The sequence below is a fragment of the Mucilaginibacter aquatilis genome (assembly GCF_009755275.1).
Taxonomy (GTDB): domain Bacteria; phylum Bacteroidota; class Bacteroidia; order Sphingobacteriales; family Sphingobacteriaceae; genus Mucilaginibacter; species Mucilaginibacter aquatilis.
In genome coordinates, this window is record NZ_WQLA01000001.1 from 682,949 (window position 1) to 706,063 (window position 23,115).

Annotated in this window: 19 protein-coding genes; 7 read left to right on the top strand and 12 right to left on the bottom strand. The window is 41.5% G+C overall.

Features of this window, described 5'->3' with window-relative positions:
* Positions 1-27 precede the first annotated feature (27 nt).
* A complete protein-coding gene (locus GO816_RS03095) occupies positions 28-1,224 on the bottom strand; it encodes a cation:proton antiporter domain-containing protein (protein ID WP_157539877.1) in 1,197 nt (398 codons plus the stop codon).
* A gap of 143 nt (positions 1,225-1,367) precedes the next feature.
* Here GO816_RS03095 and GO816_RS03100 point away from each other — a divergent pair, with 143 nt between their 5' ends.
* The 3 genes from GO816_RS03100 to GO816_RS03110 all read left to right on the top strand — a co-directional run bounded on the left by GO816_RS03100 (position 1,368) and on the right by GO816_RS03110 (position 3,625).
* Positions 1,368-2,438 carry an NADH:flavin oxidoreductase/NADH oxidase gene (locus GO816_RS03100; RefSeq protein ID WP_157539878.1) on the top strand — a complete coding sequence of 357 codons (1,071 nt, stop codon included), beginning with the start codon at positions 1,368-1,370 and terminating at the stop codon, positions 2,436-2,438.
* Positions 2,439-2,486: 48 nt separating this feature from the next.
* The gene (locus GO816_RS03105) at positions 2,487-2,909 is read left to right on the top strand and encodes an OsmC family peroxiredoxin (protein WP_157539879.1); all 423 of its coding nucleotides are present in this window, start codon (positions 2,487-2,489) and stop codon (positions 2,907-2,909) included.
* Positions 2,910-3,040: 131 nt separating this feature from the next.
* The gene (locus GO816_RS03110) at positions 3,041-3,625 is read left to right on the top strand and encodes a DUF4230 domain-containing protein (protein ID WP_157539880.1); all 585 of its coding nucleotides are present in this window, start codon (positions 3,041-3,043) and stop codon (positions 3,623-3,625) included.
* 87 nt (positions 3,626-3,712) lie between these two features.
* Here GO816_RS03110 and GO816_RS03115 read toward each other — a convergent pair whose 3' ends face one another.
* Positions 3,713-5,194 (bottom strand): glycine--tRNA ligase, encoded by a 1,482-nt coding sequence (locus GO816_RS03115; RefSeq protein WP_157539881.1) that lies wholly within the window; start codon positions 5,192-5,194, stop codon positions 3,713-3,715.
* Positions 5,195-5,338: 144 nt separating this feature from the next.
* Between GO816_RS03115 and GO816_RS03120 the strand changes: the two genes are divergently transcribed.
* From GO816_RS03120 to dapA, 3 genes are all read left to right on the top strand, one after another.
* Positions 5,339-5,866, top strand: a complete 528-nt coding sequence (locus GO816_RS03120; protein ID WP_157539882.1) for an adenine phosphoribosyltransferase — start codon at positions 5,339-5,341, stop codon at positions 5,864-5,866.
* 118 nt (positions 5,867-5,984) lie between these two features.
* A complete protein-coding gene (locus GO816_RS03125; RefSeq protein WP_157539883.1) occupies positions 5,985-8,435 on the top strand; it encodes a DUF5686 and carboxypeptidase regulatory-like domain-containing protein in 2,451 nt (816 codons plus the stop codon).
* Positions 8,436-8,524: 89 nt separating this feature from the next.
* Positions 8,525-9,406, top strand: coding sequence for a 4-hydroxy-tetrahydrodipicolinate synthase (dapA, locus tag GO816_RS03130; RefSeq protein WP_157539884.1), 882 nt, complete (start codon positions 8,525-8,527; stop codon positions 9,404-9,406).
* A 117-nt stretch (positions 9,407-9,523) separates the two neighbouring features.
* Here the strand turns inward: dapA and GO816_RS03135 are convergent, their stop codons facing one another.
* Both GO816_RS03135 and GO816_RS03140 read right to left on the bottom strand, forming a co-directional pair.
* Positions 9,524-9,700: a histone H1 gene (locus GO816_RS03135; RefSeq protein ID WP_157539885.1), complete on the bottom strand. Its 177-nt coding sequence runs from the start codon at positions 9,698-9,700 to the stop codon at positions 9,524-9,526.
* A gap of 356 nt (positions 9,701-10,056) precedes the next feature.
* The gene (locus GO816_RS03140) at positions 10,057-11,301 is read right to left on the bottom strand and encodes an aminotransferase class I/II-fold pyridoxal phosphate-dependent enzyme (RefSeq protein WP_157539886.1); all 1,245 of its coding nucleotides are present in this window, start codon (positions 11,299-11,301) and stop codon (positions 10,057-10,059) included.
* Positions 11,302-11,488: 187 nt separating this feature from the next.
* Here GO816_RS03140 and GO816_RS03145 point away from each other — a divergent pair, with 187 nt between their 5' ends.
* The gene (locus tag GO816_RS03145; protein WP_157539887.1) at positions 11,489-12,280 is read left to right on the top strand and encodes a glucose 1-dehydrogenase; all 792 of its coding nucleotides are present in this window, start codon (positions 11,489-11,491) and stop codon (positions 12,278-12,280) included.
* A gap of 95 nt (positions 12,281-12,375) precedes the next feature.
* Here the strand turns inward: GO816_RS03145 and ftsZ are convergent, their stop codons facing one another.
* The 8 genes from ftsZ to mraY all read right to left on the bottom strand — a co-directional run bounded on the left by ftsZ (position 12,376) and on the right by mraY (position 23,068).
* A complete protein-coding gene (gene ftsZ / locus GO816_RS03150; RefSeq protein WP_157539888.1) occupies positions 12,376-14,004 on the bottom strand; it encodes a cell division protein FtsZ in 1,629 nt (542 codons plus the stop codon).
* Positions 14,005-14,205: 201 nt separating this feature from the next.
* The gene (gene ftsA / locus GO816_RS03155) at positions 14,206-15,549 is read right to left on the bottom strand and encodes a cell division protein FtsA (protein ID WP_157539889.1); all 1,344 of its coding nucleotides are present in this window, start codon (positions 15,547-15,549) and stop codon (positions 14,206-14,208) included.
* A gap of 6 nt (positions 15,550-15,555) precedes the next feature.
* Positions 15,556-16,440 carry a cell division protein FtsQ/DivIB gene (locus tag GO816_RS03160; protein ID WP_232336474.1) on the bottom strand — a complete coding sequence of 295 codons (885 nt, stop codon included), beginning with the start codon at positions 16,438-16,440 and terminating at the stop codon, positions 15,556-15,558.
* Positions 16,437-17,795 carry a UDP-N-acetylmuramate--L-alanine ligase gene (gene murC, locus GO816_RS03165; protein WP_157540155.1) on the bottom strand — a complete coding sequence of 453 codons (1,359 nt, stop codon included), beginning with the start codon at positions 17,793-17,795 and terminating at the stop codon, positions 16,437-16,439. Before murC ends, GO816_RS03160 begins: the two co-directional genes overlap by 4 nt.
* A gap of 119 nt (positions 17,796-17,914) precedes the next feature.
* The gene (gene murG / locus GO816_RS03170) at positions 17,915-19,087 is read right to left on the bottom strand and encodes an undecaprenyldiphospho-muramoylpentapeptide beta-N-acetylglucosaminyltransferase (protein WP_157539891.1); all 1,173 of its coding nucleotides are present in this window, start codon (positions 19,085-19,087) and stop codon (positions 17,915-17,917) included.
* Positions 19,088-19,135: 48 nt separating this feature from the next.
* Positions 19,136-20,320 carry an FtsW/RodA/SpoVE family cell cycle protein gene (locus GO816_RS03175; RefSeq protein ID WP_157539892.1) on the bottom strand — a complete coding sequence of 395 codons (1,185 nt, stop codon included), beginning with the start codon at positions 20,318-20,320 and terminating at the stop codon, positions 19,136-19,138.
* 59 nt (positions 20,321-20,379) lie between these two features.
* Positions 20,380-21,771 (bottom strand): UDP-N-acetylmuramoyl-L-alanine--D-glutamate ligase, encoded by a 1,392-nt coding sequence (murD, locus tag GO816_RS03180; protein WP_232336475.1) that lies wholly within the window; start codon positions 21,769-21,771, stop codon positions 20,380-20,382.
* A 55-nt stretch (positions 21,772-21,826) separates the two neighbouring features.
* Positions 21,827-23,068: a phospho-N-acetylmuramoyl-pentapeptide-transferase gene (gene mraY / locus GO816_RS03185; protein WP_157539893.1), complete on the bottom strand. Its 1,242-nt coding sequence runs from the start codon at positions 23,066-23,068 to the stop codon at positions 21,827-21,829.
* Positions 23,069-23,115: the final 47 nt, after the last annotated feature.

The following is a 23,115-nucleotide window of genomic DNA, read 5'->3' on the forward strand; positions in this document are numbered from 1 at the left end:
TCAACAACACCCAATCATTACTTTGCCTTAAACATTTTCAAACTCCCTACCACTAACCCTGCGGTTGTAAAAAAACAATCCTAAACTCATAATAATACTGGTGCCAAGTATTACTACAAACAGCAAACTTGTTTCAACGCCAGGTAAACGTAATTGCGGCGGCAAATTATAGTATAACAACACGCTAATCAGTCCGCGCGGAACAATAACCAGTTCGGGCATTAAGTCGGTTTTTAATGCCAGCTTAATATAAACAAAGCGTATAAAGTAAATTGTGAACAGTATAAGTGCCCCAATAAACAGAACGGTTGATTTTTGCAGTTGATACACATCCATACTGAACCCGAAAATGATAAAGAAAAACGTACGCATGATAAAGGCGCTCTCGGCCGAAAGTTGCAGCAACTGCTTAAGATCAAGACTTAGTCCGTGGTAAATGAAATGTTTGCGAAACCAGGGCAGATTTATCTGATCGGCATTATTGAAGAACAGCCCCAGTGCAAGCACAATAATGAGGGACGACAAATGAAACGACTGTCCTATGGCATAAACCAAAATTAGCAACGCAATAATTAAGAAGAACTTAACATGGTGCGTTATACGGCCAATTAAATACAGCAACAGCAAACAAGCCACCTGCGCCAATATAAGTATGGCAACCAGCTCAACGCCCAGTTTGGCAAACGAACCTATGCTAATAACGCTGTTACTAAGCATGAAGTTAAACAGCACCACCGTTAAAATATCTGAAAATGAGGATTCGTAAATTATGAATTCCTTTTTGTGCTTACTGATGTTTGAAGCCGACGGTATGGCAATGGCCGAACTGATAACACAAAAAGGTATGGCATTTATAAAGCAGCGGTAATAATCGGCCCGGGTAAGCACATAAATTAGCCCTGATATACTGAACGTGGTAAATAACAGCACAAAAAATGCCGACATGAACGATTTTTTAATTACCTGATTTTTTGAGGGCGAGTACTTTAATTCCAGTGCCCCCTCAAAAACTATTAATATTAAACCCAGCGTTCCGAGCGTGGGCAAAATAGTAGTTAAATCAAAAAGCTTTATGCTAAAGTAATCAACCAACTGATGTAAGGCTACACCTAAAAACAGCAGCAGCAGTACTGACGGTATTTTGGTTTTACCAGCAATTAAATCAAACAGGTATGAAAAAATAACCAGTGAACAAAGAACAATTAATGTAGTATAGGTAGTCAAAATGCAATTAACTTGTGTAGCAATATAACATTTTGGCTTAAATTGTTTGTAAAGGGATGCTTTAATGTCATATACACATCATCTAAAAACGCTTTTACAAACCGTTTACACAGTGTTAATGTTTGTACCGTAAGTTTGATGATATGGCTAATTTACTTTCACCCTTAACTATAAAAGGCACAACTTTTAAAAACCGTATTGTTGTATCGCCCATGTGCCAGTACAGCAGTACTGATGGCTTTGCTAATGATTGGCATCTGGTACATTTAGGTGCATTTGCTACAGGTGGAGCAAGTCTTATAATTACCGAAGCAGCCGCGGTATCACCTGAGGGCCGCATAACCTATGCTGATTTGGGCATATGGAACGATGAGCAAATTGAAAAATTAAAACAAATAACAAGTTTTATAGAGGCGCAGGGATCGGTAGCCGGTATACAACTTGCACATGCGGGCCGTAAAGCCAGCCATGATAAGCCCTGGATTGGCGGTAAGCAGTTTACATCAAATCATGAAAACGGCTGGTTAACTGTAGCACCAAATGCCCTGCCTTTCACTGAAGGTGAGGAAGCACCAGTAGCGTTAGATAAGGCCGGAATTGAAAAGGTTAAAGCCGACTTTAAAAGTGCTGCCGAGCGTGCGCTTAGCGCAGGCTTTAAAGTAGCAGAAGTACATGGCGCACATGGTTACCTGCTTCACCAGTTTTACTCGCCGTTGAGTAATCAACGTACCGATGAGTATGGCGGTAGCTTTGAAAACCGTATACGTTTGCTGGTTGAGGTTACTGAAGTGGTACGTGAGGTGTGGCCTCAGGATTATCCGCTATTTGTCCGTATATCATCAACCGATTGGACCGAGGGTGGCTGGACCATTGAAGATTCGGTTAAACTGGCTGCCGTTTTAAAAGAAAAAGGTGTAGATTTGGTTGATTGCTCATCGGGCGGCAACGTGCCGAAAGCAAACATACCTAATAAACCGGGCTACCAGGTTGAATTTGCCGAGAAGATTAAAGCACAAACCGGAATATTAACCGGCGCCGTAGGTTTAATTACCAATGCGCTCCAAGCCAATGTAATTATAGAAAACAACAAGGCCGACATGGTATTGATGGCCCGTGAACTGTTGCGTGATCCGCATTTTGCTTTACGCGCTGCACATGAGTTGCAACATGAAATTGCATGGCCTGCACAATACGAACGCGCACAATGGCGTTAATTGAATGCAAAACTAATTAACCTTTTAATAATCAACCCAAAAAAGAACATGAAACGTACAGCAACTGCTCACTGGAACGGAACATTGAAAGACGGCTCAGGCCACTTAACTACACAAAGCACTACTTTAAATCAAACTCAATACTCGTTTAAAACCCGTTTTGAGTCGGGCGTGGGTACTAATCCAGAGGAGCTATTAGCAGCTGCACATGCAGGTTGCTTTACTATGGCTGTTGGAGCAGCTTTAACCCAGCAAGGTTTTCAGCCTGGTGATTTAGACACCGCTGCTGTATTAGACCTTGATATGGCTAACCTTGCCGTAACTGGTATTCACCTTGAAATTAAAGCCACAGCTATTGACGGCGTATCTGAAGATCAGTTTAAGGCTGTAGCCGAAGACGCTAAAAAGAATTGTATTATATCAAAAGCTTTAAGCGTACCATTTACCCTTAACGTAATTTACGGCGTATAAGCAACAATAATGCTACCATGCTTGCTACCATTGCCGATAGTTTACGGTAATGACATGCGCAGGTAAAATATACAAAGAGCAGACAATAACGTCTGCTCTTTGTTGTTTAAAACCAAATACATATTAAAACTATGCGTAGACGTTTATCGCTTACTTTTCTATTTGTCATCGTTATTACCGGGTTCCTGATATTCCTGTTTTTTTACATAAAACACCAGTTTGGCACTGTACGTACCGAGGTTAAGGAAGATGTTATGGTAGAGAAAATAACTGCCATGGGAAAACTCGAGTTGGTGAAATACAGCATGAAAGATGTGCTGGAAAAAAAACAGATACACACCATTTTGCCGGATGAACGCGTATTATTTGTAGCCGTGGGCGAAGTAACCGCCTGCATTGACCTTACAAGAGTAACCAAGCAAAACATCACCCGCAGTAACGGCGACAGCGTAGTTACTGTAACGCTGCCCCAGCCCGAAATTTGTTACGCAAAGCTCGACCATCAACGCTCCAAAGTATATGACGTAAGCGGCGTAATACTGCCAAGCACCACCAAAGCTATGGTTGAGGATATTTACAAACTTGCCGAAAAGCGCTTGCTGGATAATGCCAAACAACAGGATATTACCGGTAAAGCCCGGCAGAATGCACAGGTTATATTCAAACCTTTGCTAGAAGGCATATCGGGTAAAACGGTTATACTTAAATTCAAGTAACTGATTTTCATTAATTCAATTTTAACATAAACAAAAAGCGGCCTGAATAATAAATCCAGGCCGCTTTTTATGTCTACAACGATAAGTCTATTTCAATACGTTTCTCCAGCTTACCAAATCGCCAATTATTTTTTGCAACTGGTCGGCAGGTACACGTTCTTGTTGCATACTATCGCGATGGCGTATGGTTACGGTGTTATCTTCAAGTGTTTGATGATCTACCGTAATACAAAACGGTGTACCGATAGCATCCTGACGGCGGTAACGTTTACCAATGGCATCTTTTTCTTCGTACTGAATATTAAAGTCTAGCTTAAGCGTGTCCATAATCTCGCGCGCTTTCTCAGGCAAACCATCTTTTTTAGTAAGCGGGAAGATAGCAGCTTTTACCGGTGCCAGGCAAGGGTGCAGGCGTAGTACGGTACGGCTGTCCTGCTTTTCTTCGGTGCTCAGGTCTTCTTCCTCGTATGCATTAATCATGGTAAGTAAAAACATACGATCTAACCCTATTGAAGTCTCAATAACATATGGCACATAGTTACCATATGGCTTATTAGTGTCGGGATCAACCTCAGGGTCAAAGTACTGCATTTTTTTGCCCGAGAATTGCTGGTGCTGGCTTAAATCAAAATCAGTACGGCTATGAATACCTTCTACCTCTTTGAAGCCAAACGGGAAGTTAAATTCGATGTCATAAGCAGCATCGGCATAGTGTGCCAGTTTGGTGTGCTCATGGTAACGGTATTTTTCAGGAGCGGTTCCCAAGGCCAAATGCCATTGCAAACGGGTTTCCTTCCACTTATCAAACCATTCCTTTTGGGTACCCGGACGAACAAAGAATTGCATCTCCATTTGTTCAAACTCACGCATACGAATAATAAACTGGCGCGCAATAACTTCATTACGGAAAGCCTTACCAATTTGTGCGATACCAAAAGGTATTTTCATACGACCGGTTTTTTGCACGTTAAGGTAGTTTACAAATATACCTTGTGCAGTTTCAGGGCGTAAGTAAATAGTATCGGCATCATCAGCCACCGCTCCCATCTGGGTACTAAACATCAGGTTGAACTGGCGTACCTCGGTCCAGTTGCGGGTACCGCTTACCGGGCAGGCAATCTCGTGCTCAACAACCAATTCGCGCAGGCGGTTAAGGTCATCTGCCTTCATGGCATTGTCTAATTCCAGCTGCAGTTGCTCAGCTTTATCGGTTTTGCCATCAGCATCGTATTTTGCTATACGGTCTTCTAAAAGCTGGTCGGCACGGTAGCGTTTTTTCGAATCTTTGTTATCAATCATCGGGTCGCTAAAACCATCAACGTGACCGCTTGCTTTCCATATTTTAGGGTGCATAAATATGGCTGAGTCAATACCCACAATATTATCGTTCAACTGAACCATGCTTTTCCACCAGTAGGTTTTGATGTTATTTTTCAGTTCAGCACCATTTTGGCCGTAATCATACACAGCGCTCAGGCCGTCGTAAATTTCACTTGACTGAAATACAAAACCATACTCTTTAGCATGGGCAATTACATTTTTAAATAATTCGTCGGTACTTTTACTCATAGCGCGTCAAAGATAGAATTTTTTTGATTTTAGATATCGGATGTTCCATTGCGGAATTACATTAGTTATAAACCCTTAGCTCAAAATGTACTGTTAAACTACCATCTATGATGCATCGCCAAAAAAAGCTAGCTTTGGCAAATTATGATTGACCAGCAAATCAAATCCGTAATTCGCGATATACCTGATTTTCCAAAGCCCGGAATAGTATTTAAAGACATTACCCCTATACTTAAAGAGCCTGTTTTGTGCGAAAACATAGTTAACGCATTTGCAGCGCATTTTCAAAACGCTACTGTTGATGCCGTAGCCGGTATTGAAAGCCGCGGGTTTTTGTTTGGTTTACAGTTGGCCGGTAAATTAGGTGTACCCTTTGTGCCTATACGTAAAGCAGGGAAACTGCCATACACCGTTAAAAAAATGGAGTACGATTTGGAATATGGCTCGGCAGTTATTGAGGTTCATACCGATGCATTTAAACCTGGTCAGCGTATTTTAATACATGATGATTTGCTGGCTACCGGGGGCACCGTAACTGCAGCTGCAAACCTGGTTACTCAAATGGGTGGTGTAATTGCCGGCTTTAGCTTTATTGTAGGATTGAGTGCATTGGAAGGCAGACAAAAAATTGCGCCTTTGGCAGATAAGATTGTGGTGTTGGCAGATTATTAAGCCACGTTATGATCTTACACAAGATAAGGTAAGCTAACCTGAATATCCTTATTTAACACAATTTAACAAGGCGTTAAGGCAATTATGTGCATCTTTATGCACAACCCCTATCCTACGCATGAAGATTGTTTTATCGCTCATCAGCCTGTTGTTTATATCGGTTACAGTGCTGGCTCAAAACTTTACTATTAATGGCACGGTAAAAGATAACACAGGCCAACCTGTGCCTTTTGCTACCGTGCTGGTAAAAAACACCACCAAAGGCTCGCCCGCTAACGCCGAGGGGCAGTATACGCTTACGCTTCCAACCGGCACCTACGAAATTCAGTTTAAAGCCATAGGCTACAAGCAGGAAAGCAGGAAAATCACTTTACAAGGCAATCAAACATTAAACATTGAGCTTTTGCCCGAGGCGTTCCAATTACAAAACGTAGTGGTAAGGGCTGGTGGAGAAGACCCGGCGTATGCTATAATACGCAAATCCATACGTAAGCGTAAAGTATATTTAACCGAAATTAAGTCTTACACCTGTGATACTTACATTAAAGGTTTACAGCGAATATTGAACATGCCAAAAAAGTTCATGGGCCGTGATCTTGATCAAATGGCACGTGAAATTGGCCTCGACTCTAACCGCAGAGGGATTGTTTATCTTTCTGAATCTGAATCCAAACTTGCTTTCATGCAACCCAATAATTACCATGAGGAAATGGTATCATCAAAAGTATCGGGTAGTAACAGAGCCTTTAGTTTTAACAGGGCTTCTGAGCTTAACGTAAACTTTTATGAAAACATGCAGGAATGGGACGGATTAAGCAACCGGCCATTAGTTTCACCTATTGCCGAAAATGCTTTATCGTTTTATAACTATAAATACATGGGCGAAACGGTAGAAAACGGTGAAACCATTAACCGTATTAAAGTAACGCCCAAGCGTAAGTTTGAACCGACCTTTGAGGGATTTATTTACGTTATTGAAGATAGCTGGCGCCTGCACAGCGCCGATTTAATGCTGACCAAATCGGCGGGAATTAACTTTGTTGACACCCTCACCGTTAAACAGCAATTTGTTCCAGTTGGCACTAACACATGGATGCCATCATCGGTTAAATTTGAGTTTACGGCCGGCTTATTCAGCTTTAAAATTGGCGGTTACTTTGTAGCGGTATTTAAAAATTACGACATTAACCCTGCACTTACACGCAAAACGTTTGCCGAGGTTATGCGGGTTACCCAAGGCGTAAATAAAAAAGACTCAACTTACTGGCAGCAGGCACGCCCAATACCACTTACTGCAGAGGAAATGACCGATTATGAAAAAAAGGCGGTGCTTGCAAAAAAGCGCGAATCAAAGCCTTACCTTGATTCGCTCGACAGGGTTCATAACAAAGTATCAGCTACACGATTTTTACTGTCAGGTATCAGCATACGTAACCGTTATAAAAAAACATATTTTAATACCGAATCTGTATTAGGTTCATTGCTATACAACACGGTGGAGGGCGTAGCTATTAACTATGGCGCATCGTTCAGCAAGCAAATTGATAGTGCCCGCAATAAATATCTCAGGCTCTCGGGCCGGGTGAGGTATGGCTTTAGTAATAAACTGCTACATGGGAGCATAAACGGCGTAATTCCAATTAATGATTACACGCTAAGCTTTGCCGGTGGCTCAGATGTAGTAGATTTGAATAACAACTACCCCGTACGGCCGCTGTCGAATACCATATCAAGCTTATTTTACCGGCTTAACTATCAAAAGCTTTATGACAAGCATTTCATTTCTGTTGGCTTATCAAGGCGTATTGCAGGAGGCTTACAGGGAAGCGTAGTTGCCGAATTTGCCGACAGGCGCTGGCTTGACAATACATCAGATTACAGTTTCTTTTTCCGCAACCGCGAATACTCATCAAACAACCCGCTGGCTCCCTTTTCAAATACACCACTATTCCCTAACAACCAGGCTTTGAAAGTGAGCATTCGCGCCAGTTATGATTTCAGCAACCGCTATGTAACTTATCCAACAGGCAGGTTCTATCTTGCATCAAAGTATCCTAAGCTTGATATTGGCTATACTAAAGGGATAAACAAACTACTGGGCTCTGATGTAGACTATGATTTACTCACCGCCAGTTTAAGTAAGAGTGATGTAAGCCTGGGTATGTACGGCAAGTTTGATTTTTACATTGGCGCAGGTAAGTTTTTTAACAACAAGCAACTTTACTTTACCGATTACAAACACTTTTCGGGTAACGAAATACTGATTCATCATGATGCGCCAAATTCCTTCTTGATGCTAAATTACTATACCAATAGTACCGCCAGCAGTTATTTGGAAGGACATTATGAGCATAACTTTGGCGGTTTGGTATTAAGTAAAATTCCGTTGATACGCCGGCTTAAATTACAGGAAATAGTAAAGTCAAGCTATCTTACCACACCACAATTTAAAAACTATGCAGAGCTTGGCATGGGCATAAGCTACCTTGGCGTAAAGGCACTTTACGGATGGTCATTCAACAGTGGTCCTAACTCAAAAACAGCATTTCGTATTAATCTTGAATTTTAAAAAATTTGATACAAACTTAACGTTGGTTAAATAAAAATGGCATTTAAACAGCGGAAATCATATCTTAGCAATCCTGTTAATTAGATAAGATGGAAATGTTTCACGGAACGGGAGTGGCAATGGTAACTCCTTTTACTACCGATGGCCAGGTAGATTACGCCGGCCTCGAAAACCTGATTAATCACCTCATTGGCGGAGGTGTTAAATATCTGGTATCATTAGGTACAACCGGCGAAAGCGCCACATTAAGCAAGGAGGAGAAGAAGAAGGTATGGGCTTTTACCGCCGAAAAAGTAAATAAACGTGTTAACCTTGTTGCTGGCATAGCCGGTAACAATACTTACGAGGTTGTTGAAGCTGTTAAAGGTTTTGAAGCAGCAGGCTATGATGCTATACTATCGGCCAGCCCTTATTATAATAAGCCAATACAGGAAGGCATTTATCAGCATTACAAGGCTATTGCCGAGGCATCTCCGCTACCGGTGTTGCTTTACAATGTGCCTAGCCGTACCGGCAGTAATGTAACTGCCGAAACTACCATACGTTTAGCCAACGACTTTAAGAATATTATAGGCACTAAAGAAGCATCAGGTAACTTTGAACAGTTTAACCAGATTATGCGCGATAAGCCTGAAGATTTCATGTTTATATCAGGCGATGACCCGGTAACTCTTCCTATGATTGCTATGGGTGCTGTTGGTGTAATTTCGGTTATTGGCAATGCGGTACCACGCCAGTTTTCAGACATGATACGTACCTGCTTAACCGGCAACTTTAAAGATGCACTTAAAGGCCATTACGAATTAATTGAATTTACCCGCCTTATGTTTGCCGAAGGAAGCCCGGGCGGCATTAAAACAGCCCTTAAACAACTAGGCATTTGCGGCGATACCCTGCGTTTACCTTTAGTACAGGTAAGCAGTGCTGCTGCTGATAAAATTGCATCAGAGCTAAAGAAAATAACTGCGTAATAGCTGAGCATTTCACCAAGCTCTGCTAAATACATACAACGTAAATTTACGACATAAAAAAAGCTGGTTTTTTCAACCAGCTTTTTTTATAGCTTTTAATTAAGCCCTGATATAAACTTAGGCTTTGTTTTTAGTGTCTTGTACTTCCAGGCGTATTGCTTGAGCAAGGTTTTTTAAATCCTGCATTCCTTTACGTATACGGGTTCCAGCAGCGCTGTTACCTTTGTTATAGAATTTGTCAGCATCGCCTTCTAATGAAGCAATAAGCTCTTTTACCTGGTTAAATTTGTCCATTTTAATTTACTCCTTTTAAAGATTGAGGTTTATTGTTTTAACTAAGGCTAATCTAAAATCTTTTTTTTGAATATAAAAACGTTTGATATCCTAAAAACGCCCTTCTGATGCTGTTTAGGCACTTTTTCAATCAAACCGTTTATTTAATTGAATTATACTATTAATTATCGCTTATAAATTAATTTTTTTCAAAAAGGCAGTATTTATGTTGAAAACTTTTAGGCCGTTAAAATGCTCAAACAGCTATTATTTACTCATCCAAGCTATAATTTGAATAGTATTTGCTGTATAAACGCACTTGAAAAACGCAAAAAAGCCTCCGTGGTAGCGGAGGCTTTGTATAGCTAAGTTTTTAGTTAGGCAAGTTCTAAGTTCTTTTCCTTGTAAAAACCGTCTTTTAATTTTTGGGCAACTTCGCTGTAAGCATCAAGCGTACGCTGTACATCCTCTAACGAATGTGTTGCTGTAGGTATAAGTCGCAATACAATCAGTCCTTTTGGAATAACAGGATAAACCACTATTGAACAAAAGATACCGTAGTTTTCGCGTAAATCGCGGGTAAGACTTGTTGCCTCAAATAAATCGCCTTTTAAAAACACAGGCGTAACCATTGTGTTGGTGTTGCCTATATCAAAACCACGCTCCTTTAAACCGTTTTGCAGTGTGGTAGCAATCAGCCAAAGCTTTTCGCGCAGCTCGGGTTGTGATTTTAAAAGTTCAAAACGCTTATGCAAGCCCATTACCATTGGCATTGGTAGTGCCTTAGCAAAAGTTTGCGAACGCATGTTATAACGTAAGTAAGCTATAATATCCTTTTTAGCCGCTACAAATGCACCTATACCTGCCATTGACTTTGCAAACGTACCAAAAAACACATCAACACCTTCAATACAGTCTTGAGCCTCGTGAGTACCAGCCCCCGTTTTGCCCATTGTACCGAAGCCGTGAGCATCGTCAATAAGTAAACGGAAATTATACTTGCTTTTAAGGTCAACAATTTCTTTAATTTTACCTTGAGCACCCGACATTCCGAACACACCTTCGGTGATTACCAAAATACCACCGCCTGATTGCTCAGTAAGTTTGGTAGCCCGCTCCATTTGCTTTTCAAAGCTGGCAATATCATTATGCTGGTAAACAAAGCGCTTACCCATGTGAAGGCGTACACCATCTATAATACAGGCATGTGATTCGGCATCGTATACAATTACGTCATTACGATCAACCAGCGTATCAATAATTGATACCATGCCCTGGTAACCATAGTTTAATAAAAAGGCATCTTCCATGCCCACAAACTCGGCCAAACCCTGCTCTAACGACTCGTGATATTTGGTGTTGCCAGACATCATACGGGCACCCATAGGATAAGCCATACCATAATCCGCAGCTGCCTGAGCGTCAGCCTGGCGCACTTCCGGATGATTTGCTAAACCTAAATAGTTGTTAAGACTCCAAACTAAGTGCTCTTTGCCATTAAACATCATATGAGGAGCGATCTCCCCTTCTAATTTAGGAAAAGAAAAATAACCATGTGACCACTTTTGGTGCTGACCAATAGGTCCGCCAAGGTTTTTTGAAATTTTGTCAAATAAATCCAATGTCTTTAATTTATTTATTTAAACGCAAATATAAGGGATTACATTCAGGCAATCAACGCCTATAACTTTTTATAATAGCTTATAACATAACGTTGACAGGTTATTGTTGCGCATAATTAAAGGATTAATAACAAAACAATTGACCCCAAATATATGTTTAAACATATATTATTTAATTTCAGATGCTATGAATTATTTAAAAGACAAAGTAGTACTAATTACCGGTGCAGCAATGGGTTTAGGTTTTGCTACAGCGGTTGAAGCTGCAGCTGTGGGTGCTAAACTTGCGCTTGTAGATTACAATGCAGAAGGGCTGAAGAAAGCTAAGGCACAAATCAGTGAGCAATCTCCCGCTGCGGAAATATTAACTATTGTTGCCGACACGTCAAGCGAAGAGCAGGTGCAAAACTACGTGGAACAAACCATTAATAAATTTGGTGCCATTGACGGCTTCTACAATAACGCAGGGATTGAAGGAAAGCAGGCGCCTTTGGCTGATTACGATGCCGAAGTATTTAAAAAGGTTATTGACATTAATTTACTCGGGGTGTACTATGGTATTAAGCACGTGTTACCGCATATGCAAAACAAAAACTACGGACGTATAGTGAACGTGGCATCTGTTGGTGGTATACGCGGAGTAATGAACCAAACACCTTATGTGGCAAGTAAACATGCAGTAGCTGGTATAACCAAAAATACGGCATTAGAATACGCAAAATTTGGAATTGTCACCAACGCCATTGCCCCCGGAGCTATATTAACTCCTATGGTTGCAGGTGCTTTTAAACAAGTAAACCCCAGCGATCCGGCAGCAGCCGAAAAGGAGTATGCACAAGCCAACCCAACTAAACGACTGGGTAAGCCCGAAGAGGTTGCCAAAGTAGTTTGCTTTTTGCTAAGCGATGCCTGCAGTTACGTAAACGGACAGGTAATTGCAATTGACGGAGGGCAATCAAACAGTTACGGGAACGTTTAAAACCACTATAAAAGCTGTATAAAAAAGAAGTGCCCAACTCCTATGAGTCGGGCACTTCTTCTATTCGTATACTTTACAAGTTGAAGTTTATTTGATTAGTCAACATTATCGTGCAGGAACGAATTGTTGCGGCGAATTTCAGGATTGCCCTCGTTGTCTGACAATGAAAACTTAGAAATAGAGCTTTCATTTGATGCAGCAGGCTGTTGTAATGATATCTCCTTACGTTTATAAGCAGGTACATTTTCAAGCTCCTGAATGTTGCCATTACGCAGTTTCATGCTCAAATCTTTCAAACGCATAATGCGCTCGCGCGATTTACGTAACTGCTCTTCTATCGACTCGTTGGTTTTACCTTCATCAGCATTAACTACCGGCTCGGGTTCAGGCTGGGGTTGCGGCTGTGGTGCATATTGTGGCTGTGGCGCTACAGGTGCTTCGTTTACCGGGCCAAAGTTCATTACGGTTTCAGTCACTTTGTAAACCAGCTCATCAGCCTGAGGCTCAGGTGTAGGCTCCGGATCAGGCTCCATCAGATTATGCCTAACCACGGTTGGTGCCTGCTCTTCCTGGCGTGCAGTAACCTGCATGTTAAACAAATCGCTTTGTTGAGGTGCTGCTGTTGCAGTGGTTTTTGCCATTACAACTTCCTCCTCTTTAACAGTTGTTTTTACAAACTCGTTAACCGGTTTTACAAGCGGTGTATTTTCAGGCATCAGCATTGATACCACTTTTTTATTGCTTTCCTCTTTCTCGCGTTCGTCTTTAGTTTGGAAACCGGTAGCAATAATGGTTACCGATAGTTTGTTACCTAAAGTTTCGTCAATACAGTTACCCCAAATCAGGTCGGCGGCTAAACCGGCTTCTTCCTGGATGTAATCGGTAATGATGCTTACCTCATCCATGGTAACTTCCTGCTCACTACCCGAGCTGATGTTTAACAGAATATAACGGGCACCTTCAATTTGATTGTCTTTTAACAACGGTGAAGAAAGCGCACCTTCAACAGCACGTGATGCACGGTTATCTCCATCGGCAGAGTAACTACCCATGATGGCTACACCACTGTCTTTCATTACAGTGCGCACATCTTTAAAATCCACGTTTATGTAACCCGGATGAGTTATAATTTCGGCAATACCCTTAGCCGCAGTAGTCAAAATATCATCGGCCTGCGCAAATGCCGAACCTAAAGTAAGGTTGCCAAAAATTTGGCGCATTTTATCGTTAGAGATCACTAAAAAAGAATCCACATACTTTTTTAGCTCTTCCAAACCTTCTTCGGCCTGCATTTTACGGCGTTTGCCTTCAAACGAAAATGGCGTAGTAACAATACCCACTGTTAAAATATCCATTTCGCGGGCAGCTTTTGCAATAATAGGGCTTGCGCCTGTACCGGTACCACCGCCCATACCTGCAGTTATAAACAACATTTTGGTGTTGCTGCCCAGCATTTGCTTCACATCCTCAATATTTTCAATAGCCGAGTTTTTACCAACCTCGGGTATTGACCCTGCCCCCATTCCTTCCGTTAAACTGGCACCTAATTGTACTTTGTTAGGGATTGGGCTAAGCTCAAGTGCCTGCGCATCGGTATTACAAATAATAAAGTCAACACCGGTAATTCCTTGCTTGTACATGTGGTTTACAGCGTTTCCGCCGCCACCGCCAACACCAACTACCTTGATAATTGACGATTTTTCTTTTAACATCTCAAACTGCATGATACTTATTTTCAGGGGTATGTGAATTGATGGATATTCTGTTTTCTGCTATGTAATTATAAAGCTTTTTGCTTAAAATTTATCAACATTTCTAAATTGTTAATAACTTAAACCTGTGCCCGTCTTTACCTTATTTAAACGTGCAATTTTAAGTTTCTTCTAAAAAATTTACACTTTGTAAGGCGCAGGCACTGGTAGTTGTTATTTTAAAAAGTCTTCGTCTTTGATATCGTCTTTTATAAACTTTTTACCAGTTTCTAAAATTTTGCCAAGTAAGCCAAAACGGCGCTCGTCGGTATATTTGGCTTTCTGCACTTTTACTTCGGGTTGTACCGAGGTAAGGGTATCATACTCCATGCGCTGTATGCCTTTTATTAACAAGCCAATACCTGTTGCAAAAGTAGGGCTTTGCAGCTCTTCATATATTCCTTTAGGCAACGTCTCGTTTTTAGCCAAATGCTCATTAGGGTAACCTGTACGGCAATCTAAACCTGTAACATACTCAACAAGTTGTGACAGGTGCTTAAGCTGCGCACCGCCACCCGTAATTACTATACCGGCTATCAGTTTCTTTTCGTAACCCGATGATTTGATTTCGTAATAAACGTGCTCTATGATTTCTTCGATACGTGCCTGAATAATGTAGGCCAGGTTTTTTACTGAAATTTCTTTTGGTTCGCGGCCACGCAAGCCAGGTACGCAAACAATTTCATTCTCCTTGTTCTCGTCGGCCAACGCTGAGCCAAATCTTACCTTCAATTGCTCGGCAATATTGCGCATTACTGAACAGCCTTCACGTATATCTTCGGTAATACTATTGCCACCAAAAGGAATTACCGCAGTGTGACGAATAATACCTTCATGAAATATAGCTACGTCTGTTGTACCACCGCCAATATCAACCAGCACTACGCCAGCCTCCTTCTCTTCATCGCTCAAAACAGCTTCTGAAGATGCAAGTGGCTCCAGTATCAATTCCTGGCTTTCAAGCTGGGCCTTGGTAACACACTTAACAATGTTTTTAATTGCAGTTACCTGTCCTGATATGATATGGAAATTTGCCTCAAGCCTCACCCCCGACATCCCGATCGGGTCTTTAATACCAGGCTCGTTATCTACTGTAAACTCCTGTGGTAATACATGAATAATTTCTTCACCCGGAGGCATTACCAGGTTGTACATGTCCTCAATCAGCTTGTCAATATCCTTGCGGCCAATTTCGGTGTTTAAATCGCGGCGAGTGATAAGGCCGCGGTGCTGCAGGCTTTTGATGTGCTGCCCTGCTATGCCAACATTCACAATACGTATTTCAACGTTTGATTGCGAACCTGCAACATCAACGGCAACATTTATACCCTGCACAGTTTTGTCAATATTTGATACCATACCACGGGTAACCCCGGCCGATTCGGCCTTACCAATACCCAGTACCTCTATCTTTCCGTTTTTGCTCCTGCGTCCAACTATTGCGCATATTTTAGTTGTACCAATGTCCAACCCTACAACAATTGGCGAGCTCTTCTCTTGTGGTATGCTTTTTTCCATAACTTATTAAAATTGGGATGTTGTATCTCTTAAAATTTCCTGTTTCTTTATCGATGAATCGGCTTTTGAGGGCGCAATTTTTTTAACGGTTGAACTATCAGCAAGGCTGGTTTCACTTTTTACACCAACTACCTGGTTGGTGTACTTCACGCTAATAGCTTTGTATTTATTCCAGCCAACCTGCGGCATGGCCTGCTTGTAAAAAATTTCAAGGTTATGAAACTTCCTGTCAAGCGAATCGGCATTACCAAGTAAGATACGGTGATTGCCTACACGTGGTATAAGTTGCATCTCATGATTTTGATCAACATATATTTGTGCTATCTGGGCATTCCAGAGCGTATCTTTCCTTATAAAGTTTGCGGTAGCAAACAGGTCTTTAGCCAGCCTGGTGTGCAATGTATCCAACCTATTGGCAAACAACTCATCGATAAAGCCATTTGCAGCCAAAACCTGGGCAGTAAAATTGTTAGACAGCGGTACTTTAACGCCGTGCTGATCTATATAAAAATCCTGATCGAAACGGTTCAAAATGCGTAAAATAGGGTGACGTTGACTGATCTCTACTCTAATCAATCCGTCCATATCGGCATAAACTTCTGCTGATTCAATAAATGGATTTCGCTGCAATTTGTTTTCAAGATCATGTATATTGATCTGATCAATTTTACGGCCTACAAGCGTATTACTGCTTACTCCTAAAATGTTGTCTACCTCGGCCTGGTCAATAAAATATTCATTACCCGGAATGTAAACCTTAACCCCTGCACAAACTACACCCGCTTGCTTTGCGCCAATGAAACTCATAAGCACAATTAAACCGGTAATACTTGCAACCCAGGCAAACCCGATACCTATTTTTTTCCAAAGCTGTTTACTCCCCATATTCATGACTGTAAAGCTTGCTTTAAGGGTTCAACTAATTGGTCAATATCTCCGGCGCCAACGGTTAATAACAATTCGGGCTGTTGACTTTGTACGTAGTCAACAACTTCTTGTTTGCTTAAAAGCTGTTTATTATTCAGCTGCATTTTACTTAATATCAGCGACGAATCAACACCTGCTATAGGCAACTCCCTTGCAGGGTAAATTTCAAGCATCAACAACTCATCGGCCATATCAAGTGCCCCGGCAAAACCATCGGCAAAATCACGGGTGCGTGTAAACAAATGCGGCTGAAATACTACGGTAAGCTTACGCTCAGGGTATAGTTTTTTCACTGATGTAATAGCTGCCTTCAACTCCTCAGGATGATGAGCATAATCATCAATGTACACGCTGCCGGCACCCTTAACTATGTATTCGAACCTGCGTTTTACGCCTTTGAAAGAAGCAAGTGCAGCCTTCGCTTTGGCAGGGCTTACATCCATAAATAATGCAACCTGTATAGCGGCAACTGCATTTTCAATATTGTGTATTCCCGGAATGCCCATTTCAATGTCTTTGATGATAGTATCACCACTCTCAAAGTCGAAATAAAAGCTACCGTTTTTAACATGTATGTTAGTACCAACCGCATCTGCCGCTTCGGCACCTATGGTATAGCTGGTAAGGGTATGAGTTAATGGCAAACCTAGCTTAGCTATTAACTTACCGCCTGCTTTTATTTGCGATGCAAACATTTTAAACGAATCAGTCAAATGCTCATGATTGCCATAGATATCCAAGTGATCGGCATCCATGGACGTGATTACGGCAACATCAGGGTGCAGGGTTAAAAATGACCTGTCGTACTCATCGGCCTCAACCACCACAATATTTGATTTGCCGTAAAGTACATTACTGTTATAGTTTGACGCTATGCCACCTAAAAACGCACTGCAATCTTTACCAGCCTCAGTAAGTATATGTGTAATAAGGCTTGATGTTGTTGTTTTGCCATGCGTACCTGCCACAGCAACCGTAAACATGCTTTGGCTTATAATGCCTAACACCTGCGAACGCTTATACAACTCAAAACCCGCCGAGCGGAAATGATTAAGCACAGCAGAATCCTTGGGGATCGCCGGAGTATAAATAATTAACGTTTTGTCATCGGGCTTGTTAAAGGCCGAAGGAATAAGACTTACATCATCCATAAAAATGATAGCCATACCTTCGTTTTGCAAAGCATCAGTCAACGTCGTTGGCGTTTTGTCGTAACCGCAAACAGCGCACCCCAAATGATTAAAATAACGGGCAAGGCCACTCATGCCTATGCCGCCTATTCCAATCAGGTAAACCTGTTTTATGTTACTTAACTCCATCATTTTTATTTGTACCTTCTAATCTCATTTGCCATTTCAACCAAGGAAAAATCTTTTCAAAGCGCTTTATTTTATCACTTTGAAAAGATCTCTCACCATAGTTCGATATGACATATCATTTAATTTTTATTATTCTCTTTTATAATTTCAACTACATGCTGAGCAATCACTTCATCGGCATTAGGCAGAGCCAGTTGGCTGATATTTTTGCTTAGCTTATTTTGTTCTTCTCTGTTCTTCAATAACTCTAGTGCCTGCGGAACCAATTTAACAGGTGCATCGGCATCTGTTATAAACATGGCTGCATTGTTTTGTACAAGCGCCAAAGCGTTCTTGGTTTGATGATCTTCAGCCACGTTAGGCGACGGCACCAGTATTACAGGTTTACCAACAATACATAACTCTGCAATGGTACCGGCCCCTGCACGTGATATAATTATATCGGCGGCAGCATAGGCTAAATCCATACGGTTTAAAAACTCCAATATGCGTATGTTAGGATGATAGTTTTCACCTAACCGTTCCATTATGCCCTTGTAGTAAACTTTACCGGTTTGCCATATAAGCTGCACATCGGCCGCTATCAATTTATCTAAACCTGCAAGTACACTGTTGTTTAAAGTGCGTGCGCCTAAACTTCCACCAGTAACCAAAATAGTTTTCTTATTAGGCGAAAGCTGAAAGTTGTGCAAGGCTTCTTCTTCCCTGCCTTTAATATCAACTGATGCGCGGCGTACAGGGTTGCCCGTTTTCACAATTTTTGAAGCTGGGAAAAACCTGTCCATTTCATCAAAGGCTACACAAATTTTGCGAGCTTTTTTACTTAGCCATTTGTTGGTAATACCTGCATATGAGTTTTGCTCTTGTATAAGCGTAGGTATACCTTTTAATGAGGCAGCATACAACAACGGACCTGATGCATAACCGCCCACACCAACAGCAGCATCGGGCTTAAAATCTTTGATAATTTTGGCAGCCTTACTTATACTGTTAATTAGCTTAATGGGGAAAAACACGTTTTTCCACATGGCTTTACGCTGTATGCCCTGTATATCCAGCCCTATAATTTTATAGCCGGCCGCCGGAACTTTTTCCATCTCCATGCGGCCATTGGCTCCTACAAACAATATCTCGGTATCTGGAGCAAGTTGCTTTAACGCGTTGGCAATAGCAACCGCCGGGAATATGTGGCCACCCGTACCACCACCACTAATGATGATGCGAAGCGGACGCCCTCCCTGTCCCGTAACGGGAAGTTGTTGCTCGGTGCTGTTTGCTTGCTCGTTTAACATTTTTGTATCTTCTATCTTAATGCCTGACTTTTTACTCTTGATTCACTCTTAAGCTACTTCCAGTATTTCTCCAACCACTACTTTTTTTGCACCTTCTTTACCACCAGCACCCTTAAGCGCTTCATTTTCGTCAATATGGCGACTTACTGATAGTATAATACCAAACGCAACGCTGGTAAATAAAATAGATGTACCACCCATACTAACCAACGGCAATGGCACACCCGTAACCGGGCCTAAACCTACTGCAACTGCCATGTTTGCAAATGCCTGAATAGTTAAGCTAAAGCTTAACCCGGCGGCTAGTAATGCACCAAAGGCCTTAGGGGCTTTAGTTACGATTTTAATACACCGGTATAGCAAAAACAGGTATATTACAATAATGAATAAACCGCCTATAAGGCCATACTCTTCTACTATGGTTGCATAAATAAAATCGGAGTACGGGTGAGGCAAAAAGTTACGCTCGGTACTGTTACCTGGCCCCTTGCCAGCTACGCCACCAGTTGCGATGGCGATTTTTGCGTGGTCGCTTTGAAATGATTTATCTTTATCTACCTTTTCGGGGTGTAAAAATGTATTAACACGCGACATGTAAGTTGCACGGCGCGGACCTAAAAATATAACCCCGGCCAACAACACTGCACCAGCCAAACAAACCACGGCAATTTGCTTCACGCTTATACGGCCAATTATGAGCAGCAATATGCTTACACCAAAAAGCATTAAAGCTGTTGATAAGTTAGCCAGCGCAATTAATATAAACACCACACAAACCGACCCCATTATTGGGATAAACGATTGCTTAACGTCTTTTATATTCTCCTGCTTGCGCGATAATGTACGTGCCAGGTAAGTAATTAGGGCAAGTTTAGCCAAATCGGAAGTTTGGAAAGTTAAGCCAGTACCAGGTATGGCTATCCAACGGCTTGCATCGTTTACATGGCTACCAAAAGCTAAAGTGTAAAACAGCAAAGGAATAGTTACCACCATAAGCATTTTTGATATGCCGGCGTAATACCGATAATCGAGCTTATGTGCTATATACATCAACGCGACACCGCCCACCATCATAAAAAAGTGCTTAATCAAGATAGATTCGGTACCCACGCCGCGCTTATACGCAAGCGTACCGGTTGAGCTGTATACAGCCAGCATTGATATTACGCAAAGCATAATAACGATGAGCCATATCCACCTGTCGCCTTTGGTTTTACTTAGTATCCTATGCATTACCTTTAATTTTTACAATATCACTAACTACTTCCTGAATCAAATTCAGCAAACTCTGATTACAGTTCCATTACTGCCTGCTTGAACTGATCGCCGCGATCTTCGTAGTTTTTAAACAGATCGAAGCTTGCGCAAGCCGGTGACAATAAAACCGTATCGCCTTTAGTAGCCAGTTTATAAGCTGCGGCAACTGCCTCTTTAGCCGATGCTGTATTAACTATCGTTTTTACATCATCGCTGAAAGCTTCATGAATGCGAGCGTTTTCAGTACCCATGCATACAATAGCTTTTACTTTACTTTTTATAAGCGATGTTAATTCGTTATAATCATTTCCTTTGTCAACGCCACCCAGTATAAGTACTACCTTTTCGTTAGGCATACCTTCAAGCGCATACCATGTTGAATTAACATTGGTAGCCTTTGAATCATTAATGAACCTGATACCGGCAATGTCAGCCACGTGCTCTAAACGGTGAGGTACGTTTCTGAAGTTGCCCATGCTTTCACGGATATCCCCGTTCCGCAATTCTAATACCTTCGACACAATTCCGGACGCCATTGAATTGTAGATGTTGTGTTTACCTTGTAAAGCAAGTTTGGTGATAGTCATTTCGAAATGATTATTTGGTGTATTTATGGTTAGTTCTTCGCCATTAAGGTATGCACCTAACGGCAATGTTTTTTGTATACTAAATGGTAATAGTTGTGCTTCAAAAGTGCGTTGCTCCATCCCTTTAAGGGTTTCAGCATCGTCGGCACAGTAAATAAAATAATCGGTCGCAGTTTGATTTTGCGTTATGCGAAACTTACTGTCAGCATAGTTCTGTAGCTTATAATCATAGCGGTCAAGATGATCGGGCGTAATGTTCAATAACACGGCAATGTTTACCTTAAACTTATACATGTCATCAAGCATAAAGCTGCTTAACTCTAATACATAATGATCATAGCTTTCAGTGGCTACCTGGTACGCGAAGCTCTTACCTATATTGCCTGCCAACCCTACATTTAAACCAGCGTTTTTAAGTATATGGTAGGTAAGACTACTAGTAGTAGTTTTACCATTTGAACCTGTAATGCCAATGATGCAGGCCTTTGTGTACCTGCCTGCAAATTCTATTTCTGATATTACAGGAGTTCCTTTTGCACGCAATGCTTTTACAATAGCAGCTTTTTCAGGTATTCCAGGGCTTTTTATAACTTCAACCGCCAATAAGATTTCGCTTTCGGTATGTTGCTTCTCCTCAAAGCGTATGTTCCACTCTTCAAGCTGAGCCTTATATTTATCTGCAATAACACCAAAATCTGAAACAAACACATCATACCCCTGCTGCTTGGCAAGGTAGGCCGCCCCAACACCGCTTTCGCCGGCACCGAGAATAACAAGCCTTTCTCCAGCCATCTCCAAAGAGGGAGCAGTTTGGTTTGATATGTTATTAGTTTCGTTCATTTGTCTTTTAATCTTCTTGCTATCGACCTTTTGTCTTGGTTCTTGTCTCTTGATTCTATCTTAACTTCAGCGTTATCACTGTTATAATGGCCAGCATAATTCCGATGATCCAAAATCGGGTTACAATCTTGGCCTCATGAAATCCGCGCTTTTGATAATGGTGATGCAGCGGCGCCATTAAAAAAACACGACGGCCCTCGCCAAAGCGCTTCTTGGTAAACTTAAACCAGCCCACCTGCATTAGCACCGATGCATTTTCAATGACAAAAACACCGCATAACAAAGGCAGCATTAATTCTTTACGTATCAATATGGCAAACACGGCTATAATACCCCCTATAGCCAAACTACCCGTATCACCCATAAAAACCTGTGCAGGGAATGAGTTGTACCATAAAAAGCCTACACAGGCACCTACAAAGGCTCCGGCAAAAATTACCAGCTCGCCTGAGTTAGGCAGATACATTATGCTCAGGTAATCGGCAATTACAACGTTTCCCGATACATAAGCCAATACCGCCAGCGTAACACCTATAATTGCGGAGGTACCCGTGGCAAGGCCATCAATACCATCGGTTATATTTGCACCGTTTGATATAAATGTGATAATCATGATAACGAAGAACATGAACACCAACAGTGTCCAGCGTTCATAATCGCCACCCATAAACTTTAATACCTTGCCGTAATCAAATTCATTATTTTTATAAAACGGCATAGTGGTTTTTGTAGACTTTATATCCTGCGTGTAAACAGGCAATCCGTTTTTAAGGTGATAACTTACCGGAGCGTCATACTTAACTGGAAGCTTAACCTCCTGACGCATTTTGATACCCGTGTTTGACCACATTGTCCAGCCAATGATGATGGATAAACCAACCTGGCCAACAATTTTAAATTTACCGGCTAAGCCTTCTTTGTTCTTTTTAAATACTTTAATGTAATCATCAAGAAAACCTATGGCGCCTAACCAAACGGTAGTAACCAGCATCAGTATTACATACACATTATCTAACCGGGCAAATAATAAGGTTGGTACGAGTATACCCAGCAAAATAATGATACCGCCCATGGTTGGGGTACCTGCCTTTTGCATCTGGCCTTCCAAGCCCAGGTTGCGTACGGTTTCACCAACTTGCTTAAAGCGTAAATAATCAATTAGCCTGCGCCCCCAAACGGTAGTAACCAGCAACGATACAATAACAGCCATGGCCATACGAAACGTAAGATATTGGAATACACCCGCGCCAGGAATATTGTAATTACGATCCAGATAAGTAAATAAGTAATAGAGCATCGGCTGGTTTTTTATTGAGTTATTTAGGTTACTGGTTCTTTTTATTA